Genomic DNA, 19,380 nt, shown 5'->3' with positions numbered 1-19,380 from the left:
GTAGGCGGCAGACCGTCGTGCCATCGACACATTATGCTAACCATCGGCGTCGCCCGTGGCAAGGGGAGGCGCCACGCAGCCGTCTACCACCAGACGGGCGGCTGCCGGCGGATCCCCCACCAACGCACCAACAGCAACCCCACCACGAAGCCACCGATGTGGGCCCACCACGCCACGCCCCCCACCAGCGTGGGCGAGGCGGTGATGGCCAGCGCCCCGTTGTAGAGCTGGATCAAGAACCACAGCAGCAGGAAGACCACCGCCGGGATCTCGGCGATGGTCAGGAAGAAGAAGACGGGCACCAGCGTGCTCACCTTGGCCCACGGGAAGAGGAGCCAGTAGGCACCCAGCACCGCCGCCACCGCCCCGCTGGCGCCGATGGTGGGCACCGAGGCCCCGGCGGAGAAGATGGACTGCAGCAGGCCGGCCCCCACGCCGCCCAGCAGGTAGAAGACCAGGTACCGCAGGTGACCGAGCCGGTCCTCGACGTTGTCGCCGAAGATCCAGAGGTAGAGCATGTTGCTGCCCACGTGGAGCCAGCCCGCGTGCAAGAACATGGAGGTCACCAGCGTCAACCAGGCCGGCGGGAGGCCGGGCAGCGCCCACAGCGCTCCCATCTCGAGGCCACCCCCGGCGCCCCAGAGGCGGGCGGGCACCAGGCCCCAACGGTAGATGAAGAGCCCCGCCTCGCGGCCCAGCACCACCTCGTAGAGGAAGACGAGGAGGTTGATGGCCACCAGCACCTTGTTGACGTAAGGGTAGCGCCGCGTGGGGACGTTGTCCCGGAGGGGTATAATGGTCACGACCTCCTCAGACCTGGAGATGAGCCGCCCGGGCGGCGGCCGTACCGGGAGATGCGCGAGAAGATCTTTCGCGATCCGGTGCACGATTTTATCACGGTGCGCGACCCGCTGCTGGTCCGGCTCGTCGACACCCCCGAGTTTCAGCGGCTCCGGCGCATCCGGCAGCTCGGCACCGCCTCGGGCACCTACCACGGCGCCGAGCACTCCCGCTTCGGCCATTGCCTGGGCGCCATGCACGTGATGGGCAAGGTACTGGCGCGGCTGCGCCAGTGGGACGCCGGCGTCGTCGACGAGCGCCTCGAGCGGCTGGCCTGCGCGGCTGCGCTGCTCCATGATATCGGACATGGCCCCTTCTCGCACGGGCTCGAGCGGGTGATCACCCCTTCGCGAGGGCACGAGCACTGGACCCGGGCCATCCTCTCCGGCCCGTCGCAGGTGCACGAGGTGCTGGAGTCCTACGAGCGAGGCCTCTCCGGTGCGGTGCAGCAGGTGCTGACCGGTGAGCTCCCGGAGCGGCAGCGCTGGCTGCACCACCTGGTGGCCGGGCAGCTCGACGTCGACCGGATGGATTACCTCCTGCGCGACGCGCTGTACACGGGAGCCGTCTACGGGCGATTCGACCTGGAGCGGCTGATCAACACGCTGATGCTGGTCGACGGACGGGTGGTCTTCAGCTACAAGGGCATCCCCACCGCGGAGGAGTACGTGCTGGCGCGCCACTACATGTACTGGCAGGTCTACTTCCACAAGACCACCCGGGCCCAGGAGCTGCTGCTGCAGGCCGTCTGGCGGCGCGCCAGGGAGCTGTGCGCGGCGGGCGCGCTCGGTTCCGGCCTGGAGGTGCCGCCTTCCCTGGAGCCCTTCTTGCGCGACGGCGACGGCACGCTGGAGGCGTACCTGGCCATCGACGACCATGACGTGCTCTACGCCTTCAAGCGCTGGCAGCGTGCCGGCGATGCCGTCCTCGCCGACCTGGCGGCCCGCTTCCTGCATCGCAGGCTTCCCAAGCCCCTGTTTCGCCAGCCCCGCCCGGCCATCCCCGACGAGTGGGTGACCGTGGCCAGGCAGGTATGCAGCCGTCGCGGGTGGAATCCCGACTATTACTGCCTGCTGGACCGGACCTCGGACATCGCCTACGACTACTACACCGAGGGAGTCGCAGCCGTCACGCAGCCGCCCATGCTGGCGGTGGACGAGTTCGGCGAGCTCAAGGAGCTCTCCAAGGTCAGCGAGGTGATCCGGGCCCTGGCCACGCGCCCGCGCAGCGGCGCCAATTTGTACGTCCCGGAGGATTGCCGGTCCGAGATCTTGCAGCGGGTGAGAGACGGTGGCTGAGCCGAGGGGGCCGGTCGGTCCGGAGCCGACGGTCGAGGAGCTGCAGCATCTCGAGCGCGTCGTGGCCGCCGGAGGCCCCGATGCGGAGAGGGCCCGCGCGACCCTGGCCGAGATGGTCGCGGCGTCTGCGTCATGGCCCAAGCCCCAGGCCAAGGAACTTCGGCGCGTGTTGCTGCGCTTGCGCTCGCGGGGGATCGCGGTGGAGCCGCCCTCCGGGGCCGGCCCCTCGCCCGCCGGCCGTGCGCGCCCTGGCCGCGACGGGGTGACCGCGACGCCGCTCAGGTCCGCGCTCTCGCCCATCGAGGGCCCGGGCGTCGCCCGGCTCGAGATGGTCTGGGAGCTGCGTCAGGAGACCTGGCGGCTGCACGCGACGGTCAGCGACGGCCGGGGCCTGGAGGAGCTGGAGGCGGCGCGGGTGGCGCGACGACAGGCCTCTCAGGAGATGGAGCACCTGGCAGACGCAGAGCTGCAGGCCGTCGAGCCGGAGTGGGGCGCCCGGATGCTGGCAGGGGCGGTGGCGCTGGCTCGCCAGCGGGGCGTCGGGCTGCCCCGGGAGTACGTCGTGTTGCGGCCCGAGCTGGAGCCCGCGCTGCCCGAGGCCGACGGGGGCCCGTACGGGTGGGCCCGCGCCTGCTGGAGTCCGGGGCTGCTCGAGGCCCTTGGAGGCGACGCCCAGCGTGTGGAGTGGTGGGCCAGGGGCTCGGCCTCCCTGCTCGAGACGGGCGAGGTCCGCTGGGACCTCCGCGAGGAGCTGGGGCCCCTGCTGGAGGAAGCACGCCGCCAGTCGAGCATCCGCCTGGTGCTGTTGCCGGCCACGCAGCACGCCCTGGTGGAGCGCATCGCCCTGCGCATGAGCGAGGCGCTGCACGAGGGGGCGATGCGCCGGCGCCTGGCCGAGCGGCTGGCCTACGTCGCCCTGCGGTTGGATCGGGCCGGGCGTCTGACGATGGCGCGTCTGGCGGCCGCGGCGTCGATGGTGCTGGCCGATCCCCAGGCGACCGGTCGGGTGGGCGTGGTCGAGGCTCTGGTGGGGGTGCACCTGGCCCCGTACCTGCCGCGCAGGGAGCCGTCGCCGTCACCCGGGCGGCCAGGGGTCGCACGGGAGCCACGAGTCGGTCCGGCGAGGCCCCCCGTCTGGCCGTGACGGGGATGCTCGCCGGGAGCGGACGGATAGAGGGAGCGTAGGGGCCCGGTGGGGCTGGCAGAGGGTGCGAAGCTCGCCACGGCCGTGGCCGTCGAGGGCGCCGCGGTGACGCTGCTGCACGCGGCGTCACTCGCGACGGGGGCGCCCCTGGTGGTGGCGGTGGGATACGCGGGGGCCATCCTGTTGCGGTGGGCGGCGGCGCGGCACGTGGCCGCATCTTTGGTGCCCGACGTCGTAAGCGGTTGTTCCACGCTCGAGCGCCGGGCGACCTGGGCAGCCGCGGGGCTGACCCTGGCGGCCGTGGTGGTGGCGGGCCGGCTGGCGGGCACGGGTGCCTGGCCGCACGCCGCGCCCCTGGCCATCCTGACCTGGAGCCTCGGGTGGGGCCTGCGCCTGGCGCCCCGCCATCCGTGGGTGGCGGCTCTGGCGGGATGGCTGGCGGCCGGAGCCGTCGAGGCCCTCACGCGAGGCGACGGCGGCCCGGCGCCGAGCCAGCTGGCATGGTGGGCAGGCGTCACGGCCCTGGTGGCATGGGCCATGGGTCGGTCGCTGGCAGCCGAGGCGGCGGTGCTGGAGCGGATCTGGGACCAGAGCCGGCGCCAGGCTCGGATCTACGAGCAGGAGCAGAGCCTCTTCGCGCTCCACGACCTCATCGAGGGGGAGGCTGGCGACTGGACGCCCGCCCAGTGGGGAGAACGAGCCCTCGAGCGGGTGGCGGCCATCGTCGGGGTACGCGAGGTGGTCTTGATGGTCCCGGGACCCGACGCCCGGGACTGGGAGCGCTACGCGGCATGGCCGGCGACCGCCGCGCCGCCCGATCCATCGTCGCTGGCGTCGCTGCCCCGCCACGCGGGCCTGCCGTCGCCGGTCTGTCACCCGTTGAGTCCCCGGGAGGTGGCCTGCCGCGTGCGGGTCGCGGTCGGCGACTCCGGCTGGGGGTGGCTCGTGGTACGGCGGGCTCCGTGGCAGGGACGGTTGACCTCCGAGGAGCAGCGGCTGTTGGGGCGGCTGGCCCAGCACTGGGACGCCGCGGTGGACAACGTGATCACCTACACGCAGAATCAACGCCGTGCCCGCCACCTGGCCATCCTGCACGAGATCGGCCGGGCCATGGCTCGGCCGCTGAGGCTGGAGCCCCTGTTCGAGACCATCTTCCGCGAGGTCGAGCGGGTCATGCCCGTGGAGGCCTTCGTCATCACGCTGTACGAGCCGGAGAAGGAGGCGCTGCACGCGGCCTTCATCGTGGACAAGGGCCGGCGCTACGAACCCGTGACGGTGCCGGCCGACCGGGGCCCCACGGTGGAGGTGGTGCGCACGGGGCGCCCCCTCTTCATCAACCGCCGTCCGGAGGAGATGGACCGCCCGGTGCCAGGCCGGCGTCTGGTGGGGGCGCCCGAGGAGCCTGCCTCGGCCATCATCGTGCCGATGATCCTGGAGTCACGGGTGGTCGGGACCATCTCGGCCCAGGCGTACCGGCCCGGCGCCTACACGCAGGAGGACTTCGAGCTGCTGGCCACCATCGCGGGCCAGGCGGCCATCTACGTGGACAACGCCCGCCTCTACGAGCAGACGGTCCAGCTGGCGATGACCGACTCCATGACCGGCCTGGGCAACGCGCGCATGCTCCGGCGGGAGCTGACGCGGGAGCTGGCGCGGGCGCGCCGATCGGGGGCGCCCTTGAGCCTCATCATGCTGGACTCGGACCACCTCAAGCAGGTCAACGACCGCTACGGGCACCTGGTGGGAGATCGCTACCTGGTGCTGCTGGCCGACGTCATCCGTGCCCACGTCCGGGCCGGCGACATCGTCACCCGGTATGCGGGCGACGAGTTTGTGGTGGTGCTGCCGGAGACCCCCCTGGAGGACGCCGAGCGGGTGGCCCAGCGCATCGTGGGAGCGGTCGCGAGCACGCCGCTGTTGGTGGGGCAGGAGCGGGTCTTCACCTCGGCCAGCGCGGGAGTGGCGGCCTATCCCGTCTGCGGCGACGACGAGGAGCAGTTGCTGCGGGCGGTGGACCGGGCGCTGTACGAAGCCAAGAGAGCCGGCAAGGGGCGGATCCACTGCCTCACTCGGGCCTAGAAGGTGACGCGAAGGGCCGCCACCAGCGACGGAGCCTCGTCTCCCTGCGGCAGCACCAGTGCCGCGTCGACCGCCAGGGGCCCGAGCCGCAGGCCCACCCCCATGGTGTCCGACGGGCCCAGGCCGACCAGGTGCCCCTTGCCGACGCGGGCGGCCACCCGGTCGCCCAGCACCCGCTGCTCCAGCCCGATGCCCCAGGCGCCGTCGAGGCCCGCCTCCCCCGTCAGCCGCGTGCGCCGGTCGGGGGAGACGATGACGACGCCGACCCGGGCTCGACTCCCCGAGAGCAGCCACTGCCGGGCGCCGGCGGGGGCGCCATCCTGGTCGCGCCAGGTGATGCTGCCCGCCAGATCGTGCAGGACCAGGCCGACCGACAGCGTCTCGGCCCACGAGGCGCGGAGGGCCGCGTCGACGGCGAAGCCTCGCCCGACCCGGCTCGTGCCCTGGTCCGGGCGCGCCTCCTGAGCCTGCAGCAGGCGCAGGGCCGTGCCCGCCTGCCAGCGGGCCGACAGCCACCGCGGCCCGATGGGGTAGCCCGCCCCGAAGCTGAAGGCGGAGAGCAGGCGGGCCTCCTGCGAGCCGTCCCGCACGTCGGCCTCTCCGAGAGCCATCAGGGCCAGGCCCGAGCCGTCGATGAGCAGCCCGCCCAGCGTGGTGACCCGGGCCCGAGCCTCGGCAATCGGGGCGTCAGGGGTCGAGGCGAGCCGACGCAGGGCATCCAGCTGCTCCGCAGGGGCCGGGTAAGGAGCGCCGCTGGCGACGGCCGTCACCACGCTCCCCTCGAAGCGGCGGCCCGCGAGCCCTGCGGGATCGAGGTAGAGGGCGGAGAGATCGTCGATCCATCCCGCAGCGGTGCCCCCCATGGCCGCTGGCACCGGGCTCGCCGTCGCGACCGCGACGGACGGTGCCATCTCCACCGGCGCGACAGCCCGGCCCCGGCATCCGGCCAGTGCCACGGACGCCAGCGCCAGGCCCAGCATGCAGCCCAGGATGGACCCATGCCGCTTCATGACAGCACTCCCAACACTTCCCGTTTCGCCCGGGGCGGGGCCGTACCCTGCTGGTGTCGCGAAGGAAACCGAATCCTTTCGGTGAAAGGCTAACTAGTCACGTCGACTCAGCGCTGCACGTCGACGGGAAGGAGGGATGCGGGCCGCCTGCCGTTGGACCCGGGGGGTCGGGACGTCATCATCCGGTCGTCGTCCGGCTGGCTCGACGGCTGCCGCCGCGCCCGGTGAAAGGGCAGGGGATAGAGGATTGGTCGGTGAGGAGCGCACGCAGGCGCAGGTCAGCGAAGCGGAGACGGTCAAGAGGCGGATCGAGGAGCTCAGGCGCAAGCTTTACGCTCGCAGCGGGGTCCGTTACGAGGACGACCCCGATCTGCATGATGAATTGGATCGGTTGATCCTGCGGTACGTCCAGTTGACACGCTGGCGCAGGCGGACGTAGCGGATCCGGTCGGCCGGCTCGAGCCGATGATGGCGAACACGACGGAGGGCCCCGCATGCAGCGGGGCCCTTCTCTTTGGTCCCATCTTAGGTCCCCCGTCAGCGGCCAGCCGGGTTGGGCCTGGCAGGAGTCGACGGATGGGCGGAGTAGCAAGGGATGCCAGTGGAGGCAGTGCTTACCAATACTGGATGGGAGTGTTAGCTCTTGCAGACGTTGTTAATCTCCGCTATCGCCGCCCTCGCCATCGCCTCCGTCTCCGGTGCCACCAGTGCGGCGTCCGTCGGCGAGGCATCCCCCCTGGAGACGTCGCCGGTCCGCCCTCACGTCCGGGTCAGGGCCCAAGCCAGCGTGACACGCCTGCCGGTCTCCCCTGACTCGAGCCCCCTGGTCCGGTCTTCCCTGCCTGCGTCGTCGGCCGTCCTGGAGGGAGGGCGGCTGGTCCACCGCTGGAGGGCTGGACTGGACCTGGCTCCGACCGACTGGCGTTGAACAGCTCGTAGCGACAATTCAAGGTGACAAAGAGCGACATGACGGGATCTATAAGGGCTGAGGTGGACAAAGCGGTTGTATCTACGCCGTTTTTCGGGTGGGCGTCACAATCTTCAGGTAGTGGGGCGGTCGGTCGACCTTCAGGGCCTGAAACAGCGCCTTCTGCTCTTCGGTGAGGGGGCGGACCTGCCAGACCTCGCCGTGGGCGGTGGCGTGGCGGCCCACGTCGATGGGGGCGACCAGATCCCGCATCTGTCGCCAGGTCTGGCCCGTCTCGTTCTCGGCCACCCGGATCATGAGGAGGGCCAGCCAGCACAGCAGCACGTGGGACCGGATGCGGTCGTCGAGCCGGTGGTACATCGGCCGGACGTCGACCGTGTGCTTCAGGTCCCGGTGCACCCGTTCCACCTGCCAGAGTTGCTTGTAGCCGTAGACCAGGTCTTCGGCGGGCGAAAGTCGTCGGAGCTGCTGATCACGAACTTCCCGTCGAGGGCGGCTTCTCGGCGAACCTTGGCCGCGTCGATGACCAGTCGCGCGCCCACGTCTGGCGCAGGTAGCGGCCGAAGGTCTCGTGGGCCCGCAGCTCGCAGGCTGCCTTGGTATGCGCCTCGCCCTGCTTCTGTTTGAGCGCTTCGAGCCGCTGGCGAAGCTCGGCCAGGATGGACTCCCGCTTCTGGCGGTCCCGCTCGGCCTCCTCGGGGTTGCGGACGATGACGAAGCGCCGGCGGGCGGCGCTATCCCCTCCGACCACGACCTCCTTGATCTCCAGCCCGTCGGGAAGCCTGCGGTACTTGCCGCCCGGCGCAGCGCCTCCGCGGGCACCCCTGGGGGCCCACCCGCAACTTCTCCCCGATGATGTAGTGATCGCCGGCGCCCTGCAGGATGCGGCGGTTCGCCTCGGAGTTGAAGCCCGTGTCCAACACCACGACCACCCGGTTGAGCTTCCAGCCGTTGAGATCCCGTTTGACCTCGGCCACGACGTTCTGGTCGCCGGTGTTGCCGGGCCAGACCCAGCAGCGGACCGGGATGCCGTCCCGGGTCACGGCCAAGCCGATGACCACCTGGGCCATCTTCGGATGATCATCGGCGCTGTGCCCCCAGCGGCGCAACCCGTCGGCGTCCTCGCCCTCGATTTCGAAGTACGCCGTCGTCGTATCGAAGAAGATGACGTCCACTTCGAGGTTGAAGAGGTTGGCCAGCGTCCAGAAGACCTCGCGCTGGATCGCCTCGGCAGCCTCCAGCAGAAAGTCCATGGCCCGGTAGAGCTGGTGGACTTCCACCGCGGGCAGCTGGTCGATGTAGACGTCCTGCGCCACCCACTTCTCGATGGCCAGCTTGCTGGACGGCGCCAGGGCCCGGTTGGCCACCATGGCGAAGAGGAGCCGCTCGATGGGGGTCTGGTAGTGGCGCGCTTTGAGCAGGCGCTGCAAGGTCTTCTGGATGCCCAGCCGCCGCCACAGCCCGTCCGAAAGCCACGTCCCGCCCAGCTTCAGGGAGCCCAGGTACCGAAAGGGCCACTCCATGCCGAGATCCTTCTGCAGTTGGGCCTGCTCGTCGGGGGGCAGGAACCGGGCGATGCTGCGCACCAGGCGGCGCAGCGCGTCCAGGTCGAGCTGGTCGACCCGGCCGAAGGTGTACAGCACCTGGGCCCGGGGCTGTCCAGTCTTGGGGTCCCGGACGTTATGGGCAAGCTGGGCGTATTGGATGCCCTTGGAAGTGACGGTGCGCACGTACATCGTGCCTACATCGTAACTCGTTTACCACGCTGTGTCAATAGCTACATCTTTTGTGGTTGTGTCTACGCGCATCCGCGTTTTTCTACGGGGAATGGCCCGCAAACCCGCTTCGCACCGTGCGGGTGGGGGCGGGTTGTGGCCACTTACTGTACAACGCCAGACCGACGACGAGTCAGCGCCCCGCCTCCGGTGCGATGTCGAGATCATCGGCGTGGACGGGCACGCTCACGAGCGCGCGACCATCGCGGACGGCGCCCTGGAGGAGGGCATGCGACGGTGGCACGGCACGGGAGGGGGCCTCTCGGTGGGCTACGCCTGGGAGTATCGGTGGGAGCCCCGGCGGGCCATCCGCGTCGAGGCGGGAGGCGCGTACGCCGGATGGGCAGGGCCTCTCGAGCAGTGGACACGCCGCACGGATGCCGCCACGACCCTGCGATGGGCCACGGGTGGCACGGCCACCGGCGGATGGAGCGAGGGGCACCTCGCCGTGCGCGTGGTGGCGCCCTGGGGGGCAGGCGAGCTGTCGGGAGGGATCGGCTGGGTGCAGCATGAGCGATGGTCCCGGTACGTGGCCAGGCCGGCGCCGGTGCTCGTGAGGGACGAGGCGAGCGGGTCGGAGTGGTCGATGTACGATCGCTCCCAGCGTGACGACGTACAGGTGCGCTGGCACGGCCTCGTGCTCCCGGTGGAGGTGCGGTGGCCCCTGGGTTCCCGGGTCTGGGCCACGGCCGGGGGCGTGGCCTGGTGGGCCGCTCGCTCGGGGCGCCTCGAGGACCGGCTCGCCGTGGCCGCGCCAGGGCAGCTGCCCTACGAGCAGGAGCCGCTCGTCATCGAGAGTCGCGAGAGGCCGGTGGCGTGGGCCTGGCGGGTGGGCTTCGACCTCGGCGGTGACGACCAGGCGAGCTGGCACCTCGGGGCCAGTTCGGCCGGATGCCTGACCCTCGGCTTCGCCACGCACCTTTGACAGGGGGTCGAGAGGCCTCGTGGGCGATCGAAGGGTTACGGGCCCCGGCGCCGAAGAGGGGCGGAGTTTGCCGAAGACGTGGACGGCTTGAAGGGAGATCCATGATGGCAGGCTCTAGCGCACTCCATCCCGACCACCGCATCGGGGTCGTGCAGATCGGCCTGGGCCCCATCGGCCAGGGGATCGTCCGTCGGGTCCTGGAGATGCCCGGCGTGCGATTGGTGGGGGCGGTGGACCCGGCTCCCGACAAGGCGGGCCAGGACGTGGGGAGCCTGGTCGGGCGGGCTCGGGTGGGGGTCGAGGTCCAGCCGCGGCTGGACCCTGATGCCGTGGCCGGGGCCTCCGTGGCCCTCCATTCGACGGGGTCGCACCTGGAGGCGGTCATGGACCAGCTCCTGGCCCTGGTGGAGGCCGGACTCAGCGTCATCTCCACCTGCGAGGAGCTGGCCTGGCCCTGGCACCATCACCCCGGGCCGGCGCAGCGCCTGGACCGCGCCGCCCGCCGGGCCGGCGTGACGGTGCTGGGCACCGGGGTCAACCCGGGCTTCGTCATGGACCTCCTGCCGTTGGTCATGACGGGTGTCTGCACCCGGGTGGAGCACGTCCACGCCCGGCGGGTGGTGGACGCCTCTCGTCGGCGGGGGCCGCTGCAGCGCAAGATCGGGTCGGGGCTGGCGCCCGACGAGTTCGACCGCCTCGTGGCCGAGGGACGGTTGGGCCACGTGGGGCTGCCCGAGTCGGCCGCCCTGGTGGCGGCAGGCATGGGCTGGAGGGTCGACCGCATCGACAACGTGGTGCGGCCGCTCATCGCCTCCCGTCCCATCGAGACCCCCCACCTCTCGGTGCGCGCCGGGCAGGTGCAGGGGCTCTTGCAGACGGTGACGGCGTGGCAGGGCGACCGCGAGCGGGTGCGCCTGGACCTGGTGATGGCCCTCGACCCCCCCGCGTCGGAGGACGCTCCGACCGCAGGGGGCGCGCGGGGCGTCGACCACCTGCGCATCACCGGAGAGCCGCCGCTGGAGGTCGTGGTGCCCGGCGGGATCTTCGGCGACACGGCCACCGTGGCGGCCGTCACCAACGCGATCCCGCGCGTGATGGAGGCGCCGCCGGGCCTGCTGTCGGTCAAGGATCTGGCGGCACCAGGGTGGTGGTCCGGGGCCGCCTGGTAGCGCTGGGGCCGTCGGCCTGTCCGATGCCGGCGGCCCCAGGAGTCCTCGACCGGGGGGTCTTCGTCTATGGACGACGAGATCGACCTGCGCCTGTACGCCGAGGTGATCTGGCGGGCTCGCCGCATCGTCGCGGGGGTGACCCTCGTGGCGGCGGCCCTCGCGTGGGCCGTCAGCCGCTTCGCCGTGCGGCCCGTACACGAGGCGTCGACGCTGCTCGTGGTCACGCAGAGCCCGATCCTCGACCGGGAGGCTCCGGTGCTCCGGTTGGAGCGTGACGGGGCGCTGCGGGTGAGCGACGAGCCGGTGGCCCCCGTCCAGGCCGTGAGCCTGGCTCCGGCCGCGCTGGCGGAGATCGTCGTCTCGGACGCCTTCCGAGCCCTGATGCGGGACCGCTCGATGCAAGGCGACGGGGATGACCCGCCCCCGTCGGCGTCGCTGCCGGTGGTGCGGGCCCGTGTGGTCGACGAGGCCAGCCTCGTCGAGGTGAGGGCCGAGGCGCCTCATCCCGCCGAGGCGGCGCGTTGGGCCAACGCCGCCGCGTCGCTGCTGGTGGAGGAGGCCCGTCGGCTCGACGCCGCCCGCATGGAGCGGGCGCTGGCCCTGCTCGAGCAGCAGATCGCTGCTGCACGTCAGGCGCTGGACGAGGCCCGCGGGCGGCTGCAGTCCTTCGCTCGCGAGGGCCCGTCGGTGGAGGCCCTGGAGAGCCAGCAGGCCGCTCGGACGGGCCTGGTATCCGACTACCAGCGACGACTGGCGTCCATCGACGTCGAGCTGGCGTCGGGCCTCGCCCGCCTCCAGGCCCTGCAGCGCCAGCTGACCGGGGAGCCGAGGGTGCTATCGGGTGGTGCCGCCGTCGACCCCGTCTACGCCCGGATCCAGACCGAGGCGGCTCTCCAGGAGGCGGCCCTGGCGGCTCTGCGGGCCGAGCGCGAGAGCGTGGAGCAGGCGCTGGAGCGCTTGGTCGGCGAGTTGCAGGCGACGAGCGCCCAGCTGATGACGGCTCGTGCCGAGATGCAGGAGCTCGCCTGGCAGGTGGAGGTGGCACGCCGCAACTACGAGCGGGCCGTGGCCCAGTACGAAGCGCAGGAGGCGGCGCTGGCCAGCCGGCTCGGCGAGTCCGCCCTGACGGTGGTGCGCCAGGCCATCCCGCCGACCTCCCCGACCCGCCCCCGGGTTGTGCTCAACGCGGTGGTGGCCGGCTTGTTGGGCTTGATGGCCAGCGTCTTCGGGGTCCTCGTGGCGGAGATGTGGCGACAGCCCGCCGAGTCGGGGGTGACTCGGGCCGCCTCGACGGCGAGCGAGGCCGTGCGCTGAGGGCGACGCGGCCGAGGAGGAGGTCGGCCCGGGGGCGTCATACCCTTCGTTGCTGACCATGGAAGGGAGCTGCCCGCGCCATGACCAACTCCCTCAAGCAGCGCCTCCGTGCGGGTCGACCCACCTTCGGCACCTGGCTCACCCTGGGCTCCCCGACCATCGCGGAAGCGCTGGCCTTGCTGAGGCCCGACTGGCTGATGATCGACGCCGAGCACGCCGCCGTCGACGAGCAGACGTTGGAGGAGATGATCCGGGCCATCGCGGCGGGGGGGCCTGACGTCACCCCGCTGGTGAGGGTCGCCGCCAACGACGTCGCCCTGATCAAGAAGGCCCTGGATCGCGGCGCGATGGGCGTGCTGGTGCCGCTGATCGGGTCGCCCGAGCAGGCCCGGCAGGCCGTGGCGGCGTGCCGCTATCCCCCCGAGGGGGTGCGGGGTGCCGCGGGGACCCGGGCCAGCCGCTACGGGCTGTCGCTGGCCGACTACTTCGCCAGCTGGAACGAGCGCGTGCTGGTAGGCGTGCAGATCGAGACCCGGGCAGCCCTGGAGTCGGTGGAGGCCATCGCACGGGTCGACGGGGTGGACCTCCTCTTCGTCGGCCCCAACGACCTGTCCGCGAGCCTGGGGCTCTTTCGCCGATTCGACCACCCCGAGTACCGCGCGGCGGTGCGGCGCATCCTGGACGCGGCCCGCTCGGCGGGCAAGGCGGCGGGCTACATGGCCTCCGGGGCCGAAGAGGCCGATGCCATGGCGAAAGAGGGATTCCAGTTCGTCTCCGTCACCTCGGACCTGCGGCTCCTGATGGGGGCCGCCTCGTCAGCCTTGGAGCGCCTTCGCAAGGGGTGATCCCCAGCATGCCGCGGCGCCGGAGGCACCGCGACGGGAGAGGAGCCTGACGCGATGACGGGCACCTTCGACGTGTACGTGACCCGACGCCTGCCCGAGCCGGGCATGTCCATGCTGGCCGCCCACGCCCGGGTGGAGGTCAACCCCCACGACCGTCCCCTGACCCGGGCGGAGCTCCTGCAGGCGGTCCGTGGCCGGGACGGCCTGGTGACGCTCCTGACGGATCCGATCGACGCCCAGGTGATGGAGGCGGCGGGCCCCCGGCTGCGCGTCATCTCCAACTATGCCGTGGGCTTCAACAATATCGATGTGGCGGAGGCCACCCGGCGCGGCGTGCTGGTCTGCAACACACCAGGGGTGCTGACCGAGACCACCGCGGACCTGGCGTGGGCCCTGATCATGGCCGTGGCCCGGCGGATCGTCGAGGCCGATGCCTTCATGAGATCGGGCCGGTACGAGGCGATGGGCGGCTGGTCGCCCACCCTCCTGCTGGGCTCCGACGTCCACGGCAAGACCCTGGGGATCGTCGGCTTCGGGCGCATCGGCGAGGCGGTGGCGCGCCGGGCCCGGGGCTTCGACATGCGGATCCTCTATCACGACGTCCGGCGGCGCGCCGCCGACGAGGAGCGCCGCCTGGGCGCCGAGTACCGGGAGCTCGACGATCTGTTGCGCGAGTCGGACTTCGTGACGCTGCACGTCGACCTCAACGCCTCGACCCGCCACCTCATCGATGCACGCACGCTGGCCCTGATGAAGCCCACCGCCTATCTCATCAACACCTCTCGGGGGCCCGTGGTCGACGAGGCGGCGCTGGTGGCCGCCTTGCGGGAGCGCCGCATCGCCGGTGCCGGGCTCGACGTCTTCGAGGACGAGCCCCGCATGGCGCCGGGCCTGGCCGAGCTTTCCAACGTGGTGGTACTGCCCCACATCGCCAGCGCCAGCACCGAGACCCGGGCGCGCATGGCGGAGATGGCGGCGGCCAACCTGATCGCGGCCCTGTCGGGCCAGCGTCCGGCCCACGTGGTCAACCCCGAGGTGCTGGAGGGGAAGCGGGCATGAGCGAGCGAGGGACGGCCCTTCCGTCGGCGGTGGCCGCGCACCTGGAGGCCCATCGCCAGGCCCATCTCGACGACCTGCTGGAGCTGCTGCGCATCCCGAGCATCAGCGTTCTCGCAGAGAGGGCCGGCGACGTGCGGGCCGCGGCCGAGTGGGTGGCGCGGCGGCTGGAGCGAGCGGGCATCGAGCACGTCCAGGTGCTGCCCACCCCCCGCCACCCGCTGGTTTACGGTGACTGGCTGCACGCCCCCGGGCGCCCGACCGTGCTGATCTACGGGCACTTCGACACCCAACCGGTGGATCCCGAGCACCTGTGGAAGCGGCCGCCCTTCGAGCCCTGGATCGACGGCGACCGGGTCTACGCCCGAGGCGCATCCGACGACAAGGGCAACATGCTGATCCCCATCCTGGCCTGCGAGGCATGGCTGCGGGGGGAGGGCCGGCTGCCCGTCAACGTGCGGTTCGTCCTGGAGGGCCAGGAGGAGATCGGCAGCCCCCACCTCGATGCGTTCGTGGAGGCGCACCGCGACCTTCTGGCGTGCGATCTGGCGGTGAGCGCGGACGGGGGGCAGTTCGCACCCGACGTGCCCAGCCTGACCGTCGGCACCCGAGGGCTCTGCGCCCTGCAGATCGACGTGCAGGGGCCGGCGACGGACCTCCACTCGGGCACCTACGGCGGCACCATCCAAAACCCCATCCACGCGCTGGTCGCGCTGCTGGCCTCCATGCGGGCAGCCGACGGCCACGTCCTGGTGGAGGGCTTCTACGATCGCGTGGCGCCCCTCACCGCCGAGCAGCGACGGCTGCTTCACGCGGTGCCCCACGACGATGACCGCTTCCGGGAGGCCCTGGGTGTCGTCGCGCTCTTCGGCGAGCCCGGCTACAGCACGCTGGAGCGCCAGGGCGTGCGCCCCACCCTGGAGGTCAACGGCATCTGGGGCGGCTTCCAGGGCGAAGGGGTCAAGACGGTCCTCCCCGCCGAGGCGCACGCCAAGATCACGTGCCGTCTCGTGCCCGACCAGGACCCCGAAGAGATCCAGGCGCTCATCGAGCGGCACGTACGCCGGCACGCGCCGCCGGGGGTGCGGGTGCAGGTGCAGAAGCTCCCGGGCCTGGCCCGTCCCTATGCGATGCCGATGGATCACTGGGCCAACCGGGCGGCCGCCGACGTGCTGCGGGAGCTGTACGGGCGGGAGCCGGTCTACCAGTGGATGGGAGGGACGGTGCCGCTGTACGAGGTCTTCTCGAGCCAGCTCGGCGCGTACACCCTCACCTTCGCCTTCGGCTCTCCCGACGAGCAGGTCCACGCGCCCAACGAGTTCTTCCGGCTGTCCAGCTTCGAGCGGGGCAAGATGGCCTGGGCCCGCCTGCTGGCGCGGCTGGCGGCCGTCAAGGCGGCCGATTGACGCTGCAGGACAGCCGTGCTATCATGGCTCGGCAAAATCCCAGGAGCGTGCTTCTGGCTCTTATCCAGAGCGGTGGAGGGACGGGCCCGATGAAGCCCGGCAACCGGCGCCGACATGGGTCGACGGCGCACGGTGCCAATTCCCGCAGAATGGCGTTCCATTCTGGGAGATGAGAGCCCGGGCTCTTGCCTCTCTTCGAGACGGACAAGAGGCGCGACTTCTCGCCCAGACCACGCAGCGCCGCCCGCGGCGAACGCCAACCGACTGCGTCCAGAGCACGCGAGGAGGCAGGGGGCACGCGTCATGTCCATGCACCGGGATGGCTGGCCCAAGCGCGAGGATGCCGCGCGAGCGCAAGCCGGCAAGTCGGCGCGCCGGTGGGAGTTCACGTCGGAGTCGGTGACCGAGGGCCACCCCGACAAGGTCTGCGACCAGATCGCCGACGCGGTCCTCGATGCCGTCTACCAGCAGGACCCGTATGCGCGCGTGGCCTGCGAGGTGGCCACCAAGACGGGGCTCGTGCTGATCTTCGGGGAGATCACCACCACGGCCCGGGTCGACGTGGCCAAGGTCGCCCGACGCACGCTCAAGGAGATCGGCTACGATCGGGCCGAGTACGGGCTGGACGCGGACGGCTGCGCGGTGCTGGTGGCCCTGGACGAGCAGTCGCCCGACATCGCCCGGGGCGTGGACCGCTCGCTGGAGGCCCAGTCCCGCCCGGATGGGCCCGCCGACGCCTACGACATCCTCGGGGCGGGCGACCAGGGGCTGATGTTCGGCTACGCCGCCAGGGAGACCCCGGAGCTGATGCCCCTGCCCATCGTGCTGGCGCACGCGCTGGCGCGGCGGCTGGCCGAGGTGCGGCGCAGCGGCCTTCTCGGCTACCTGCGGCCCGACGGCAAGACCCAGGTGACCGTCGCCTACGAGGGGCAGGAGCCGGTGGCGGTCACCAGCGTGGTGGTCTCGGCGCAGCACGATCCCGACGTGCCCATGGAGCGGCTGCGGGCCGACATCGAGACCCACGTCGTGCGCCACGTCATCCCGGCCGAGTACCTGACGCCTGCGACCCGCATCTTCGTCAACCCCACCGGGCGCTTCGTGGTCGGGGGGCCTCTGGGCGACTCGGGCATGACGGGCCGCAAGGTGATCGTCGACACCTACGGGGGCATGGCGCGCCATGGGGGCGGCGCCTTCTCGGGCAAGGATCCGACCAAGGTGGACCGCACGGGCAGTTACGCCGCCCGCTACATCGCCAAGAACCTGGTGGCGGCCGGGCTGGCCGACCGCTGCGAGGTGCAGCTGGCCTACGTCATCGGCATGGCCAGGCCCGTCTCGCTGATGGTGGAGACCTTCGGGACGGGCAAGCTGCCCGATTCCGTGTTGGAGTCCCTCGTGGCCCGGCTCGTCGACCTGCGGCCGGCGGCGCTCATCGAGCGCTTCGGACTGCGGCGACCCATCTACCGCCAGCTGGCCGCCTACGGGCACTTCGGGCGGCCGGAGCTGGATCTGCCCTGGGAGCGCACCGACCTGGTCGATGCCCTGCGGCAGGAGGCGCGCCGGCGGCTCGACGCAGAGGGGCCTGCCCAAGCGGCCGCAGCCCTGGCCTCCGAGACGGACGAGCGGCGATGACGGCGCTGGCGGAAAAGGGCCGGGCCCGCATCGAGTGGGCCGACTCCTTCATGCCGGTGTTGCGGCAGATCCGGGAGCGCTGGCGCCGCGAGCGCCCTCTCGAGGGGTTGCGCATCTCGGCGTGCCTGCACGTCACGACGGAGACGGCCAACCTGGTGCGCACGCTGGCGGCTGGGGGCGCGCAGGTGAGGCTGTGTGCCTCCAATCCGCTCTCCACTCAGGACGACGTGACGGCCGCCCTCAACGAGGTCTACGACATCCCGACGTTCGCCCGGCGGGGCGTCGACTCCGACGAGTACTACCGCCACATCCACCAGGCCCTCGAGCACGGCCCGCACGTCACCATGGACGACGGGGCGGACCTGGTCACCACGCTGCACACCCAGCGGCAGGAGTTGCTGGGCGGCGTGCGGGGCGGCACCGAGGAGACGACGACGGGCGTGACGCGGCTGCGGGCCATGGCACGAGACGGGGTGCTCCGCTATCCCGTCGTGGCCGTCAACGACGCCCGCACCAAGTTCATGTTCGACAACCGCTACGGCACCGGCCAGTCGACGCTGGACGGGCTGCTGCGAGCCACCAACGTGCTCCTGGCGGGCAGCACGGTGGTGGTGGCCGGCTACGGGTGGTGCGGCCGCGGGATCGCGGCGCGGGCCCGTGGCATGGGCGCGCTGGTCATCGTCACCGAGGTGGAGCCGCTGCGGGCCCTCGAAGCCGTCATGGACGGCTTCGCCTGCATGCCCATGCTGGAGGCCGCGCCCCTGGGCGACGTCTTCGTCACCGCCACGGGCAACACCGGGGTCATCCGCGAGGAGCACCTGCTGCGGATGAAGGACGGCGCCATCCTGGCCAACGCCGGCCACTTCAACGTCGAGATCGACGTCGAGGCGCTGGCCCGCCTGGCGAGGGCACGCCGGCAGGTGAGACCGGGCGTGGAGGAGTTCGAGCTGCCGGGCGGCAAGCGGCTGCGCCTGATCGGGGAGGGCCGGCTGGTCAACCTGGCCGCTGCCGAGGGTCACCCTGCCCAGGTCATGGACATGAGCTTCGCCAACCAGGCCCTCTCGGTGGCGTGGCTGGTGGGCGAGGCGGGCACCGGCCTGGCGCCGCAGGTGTATCCCGTGCCCGAGGCCATCGACCGCGAGGTGGCGAGCCTCAAGCTGCAGGCCATGGGCGTCACCCTGGACGTCCTCACCGACCGGCAGCGGCGCTATCTGGCCGGCTGGCAGGAGGGCACCTGATCGACGGAGGCGCAGGGGGGCGCCCCCGGGCGTGCGCGCTGCTGTGCACGAGCTGACAGCCCCTGCAACCTCTCCATCGAGCCCTGCCGAGGAGCCTGCCGTTCACGGCGTCCAGGAGACGGCTGGCGCGTCTGCGGGGCGTCAGTTAGACTAACGATCGTCACGCTACCCTCCCGAGGCCGCGCCGCACCCGGGAGGTGTCGCCCCGTGCGACCCGTGTCGAGTCGGTCCCGAAGCTTCGTCATCGTCCTGCTGTCGCTGGGGGTGTCCCTGGGAGCCGTCGTCCCATCGCCGGCGTCCGCGTCGACGGTGCGGCTCCGGGTGACGGTCAAGGAGGCCGCCGAGATCACCTTTCCGTCGGGCCAGGAGGTGACGCTCCAGGCCCGTCCCGGAGAGAGGGCGCAGGGGTCGCTCTCCGTGCAGCTCCGATCCAACGCGCCCTGGGTGCTCCGGCTGGCGGCCGATCGTCGGCCGGTCCTCCCCGGCGAGACGCCACTCGTCAACCTCGTGCAGTGGCAGGCATCCGGCCGGCAGGGGACGGTGGGCCAGGCGTCGCTCCAGGACGTCGCCTCCGGCCAGCCCACCGGCGAGTCCGGCGTCACGATCACGTTCGCCTTCGAGTACACGGCCAGCTACGACGATGCTCCCGGCGACTACGCCGCCGACATCGACCTGGTGCTGGCCGCCCCCCTTTGAGAGCCGGCTCGTCGGAGAGGAGGCGGCC

At 71.8% G+C, this 19,380-nt stretch carries 15 protein-coding genes, 2 pseudogenes and 1 riboswitch; of the genes and pseudogenes, 14 read left to right on the top strand and 3 right to left on the bottom strand.

The annotated features are described in order from the left end of the window. Nucleotides 1-83: 83 nt before the first annotated feature. Complete coding sequence (locus tag VLY81_RS11400) at nt 84-803, bottom strand: rhomboid family intramembrane serine protease (protein ID WP_324668302.1); 720 nt, start codon at nt 801-803, stop codon at nt 84-86. A 51-nt stretch (nt 804-854) separates the two neighbouring features. On the opposite strand from VLY81_RS11400, the gene VLY81_RS11395 reads away from it, so the two are divergent. Genes VLY81_RS11395 through VLY81_RS11385 form a run of 3 tightly spaced genes read left to right on the top strand, consistent with a single transcriptional unit; the run spans nt 855 to nt 5,361 of the window. Beyond that, nucleotides 855-2,138, top strand: a complete 1,284-nt coding sequence (locus tag VLY81_RS11395; RefSeq protein ID WP_324668300.1) for an HD domain-containing protein — start codon at nt 855-857, stop codon at nt 2,136-2,138. Next, nucleotides 2,131-3,282: a hypothetical protein gene (locus VLY81_RS11390; RefSeq protein ID WP_324668299.1), complete on the top strand. Its 1,152-nt coding sequence runs from the start codon at nt 2,131-2,133 to the stop codon at nt 3,280-3,282. The genes VLY81_RS11395 and VLY81_RS11390 overlap by 8 nt, the downstream gene beginning before the upstream one ends. Nucleotides 3,283-3,330: 48 nt before the next feature. Continuing rightward, complete coding sequence (locus VLY81_RS11385; RefSeq protein ID WP_324668298.1) at nt 3,331-5,361, top strand: GGDEF domain-containing protein; 2,031 nt, start codon at nt 3,331-3,333, stop codon at nt 5,359-5,361. On the opposite strand, the gene VLY81_RS11380 is transcribed toward VLY81_RS11385, so the two are convergent. Further along, on the bottom strand, nt 5,358-6,371 hold the full coding sequence (locus VLY81_RS11380) for a hypothetical protein (RefSeq protein WP_324668297.1): 1,014 nt from the start codon (nt 6,369-6,371) through the stop codon (nt 5,358-5,360). The genes VLY81_RS11385 and VLY81_RS11380 overlap by 4 nt on opposite strands. Before the next feature lie 247 nt (nt 6,372-6,618). On the opposite strand from VLY81_RS11380, the gene VLY81_RS11375 reads away from it, so the two are divergent. Together VLY81_RS11375 and VLY81_RS11370 are read left to right on the top strand one after the other, a co-directional pair. Further along, complete coding sequence (locus VLY81_RS11375; RefSeq protein ID WP_324668296.1) at nt 6,619-6,810, top strand: hypothetical protein; 192 nt, start codon at nt 6,619-6,621, stop codon at nt 6,808-6,810. A 204-nt stretch (nt 6,811-7,014) separates the two neighbouring features. Beyond that, entirely contained in the window at nt 7,015-7,299 is a 285-nt protein-coding gene (locus tag VLY81_RS11370) for a hypothetical protein (protein WP_324668295.1), read from the top strand. 81 nt (nt 7,300-7,380) lie between these two features. On the opposite strand, the pseudogene VLY81_RS14900 reads toward VLY81_RS11370, so the two are convergent. Then, nucleotides 7,381-9,035: pseudogene (locus tag VLY81_RS14900) on the bottom strand (IS1634 family transposase). A 211-nt stretch (nt 9,036-9,246) separates the two neighbouring features. Here VLY81_RS14900 and VLY81_RS11350 point away from each other — a divergent pair. From VLY81_RS11350 to VLY81_RS11310, 9 genes and pseudogenes are all read left to right on the top strand, one after another. Beyond that, a complete protein-coding gene (locus tag VLY81_RS11350; RefSeq protein WP_324668290.1) occupies nt 9,247-9,999 on the top strand; it encodes a hypothetical protein in 753 nt (250 codons plus the stop codon). A 101-nt stretch (nt 10,000-10,100) separates the two neighbouring features. After that, nucleotides 10,101-11,168, top strand: coding sequence for an NAD(P)H-dependent amine dehydrogenase family protein (locus VLY81_RS11345; RefSeq protein WP_324668289.1), 1,068 nt, complete (start codon nt 10,101-10,103; stop codon nt 11,166-11,168). Nucleotides 11,169-11,234: 66 nt separating this feature from the next. After that, a complete protein-coding gene (locus VLY81_RS11340) occupies nt 11,235-12,482 on the top strand; it encodes a Wzz/FepE/Etk N-terminal domain-containing protein (RefSeq protein WP_324668288.1) in 1,248 nt (415 codons plus the stop codon). A gap of 80 nt (nt 12,483-12,562) precedes the next feature. Further along, a complete protein-coding gene (locus VLY81_RS11335) occupies nt 12,563-13,327 on the top strand; it encodes an HpcH/HpaI aldolase family protein (RefSeq protein ID WP_324668287.1) in 765 nt (254 codons plus the stop codon). Nucleotides 13,328-13,381: 54 nt separating this feature from the next. Further along, nucleotides 13,382-14,386: a 2-hydroxyacid dehydrogenase gene (locus VLY81_RS11330; protein WP_324668286.1), complete on the top strand. Its 1,005-nt coding sequence runs from the start codon at nt 13,382-13,384 to the stop codon at nt 14,384-14,386. Further along, the gene (locus VLY81_RS11325; protein WP_324668285.1) at nt 14,383-15,789 is read left to right on the top strand and encodes a dipeptidase; all 1,407 of its coding nucleotides are present in this window, start codon (nt 14,383-14,385) and stop codon (nt 15,787-15,789) included. Before VLY81_RS11330 ends, VLY81_RS11325 begins: the two co-directional genes overlap by 4 nt. Before the next feature lie 57 nt (nt 15,790-15,846). Beyond that, nucleotides 15,847-15,965: riboswitch (SAM riboswitch) on the top strand. A 127-nt stretch (nt 15,966-16,092) separates the two neighbouring features. After that, a pseudogene (metK, locus tag VLY81_RS11320) lies at nt 16,093-17,346 on the top strand (methionine adenosyltransferase); the annotation flags it as partial. Between the two features lie 68 nt (nt 17,347-17,414). Then, nucleotides 17,415-18,656: an adenosylhomocysteinase gene (locus VLY81_RS11315; protein ID WP_324668284.1), complete on the top strand. Its 1,242-nt coding sequence runs from the start codon at nt 17,415-17,417 to the stop codon at nt 18,654-18,656. 207 nt (nt 18,657-18,863) lie between these two features. Beyond that, a complete protein-coding gene (locus tag VLY81_RS11310) occupies nt 18,864-19,352 on the top strand; it encodes a hypothetical protein (RefSeq protein WP_324668283.1) in 489 nt (162 codons plus the stop codon). Nucleotides 19,353-19,380: the final 28 nt, after the last annotated feature.

The organism is Limnochorda sp. LNt (assembly GCF_035593265.1).
GTDB classification, from domain to species: Bacteria; Bacillota; Limnochordia; order Limnochordales; family Geochordaceae; genus Geochorda; species Geochorda subterranea.
The sequence above is the reverse complement of the archived record's forward strand: the minus strand, read 5'-3'. Positions and strand labels throughout refer to the sequence as shown.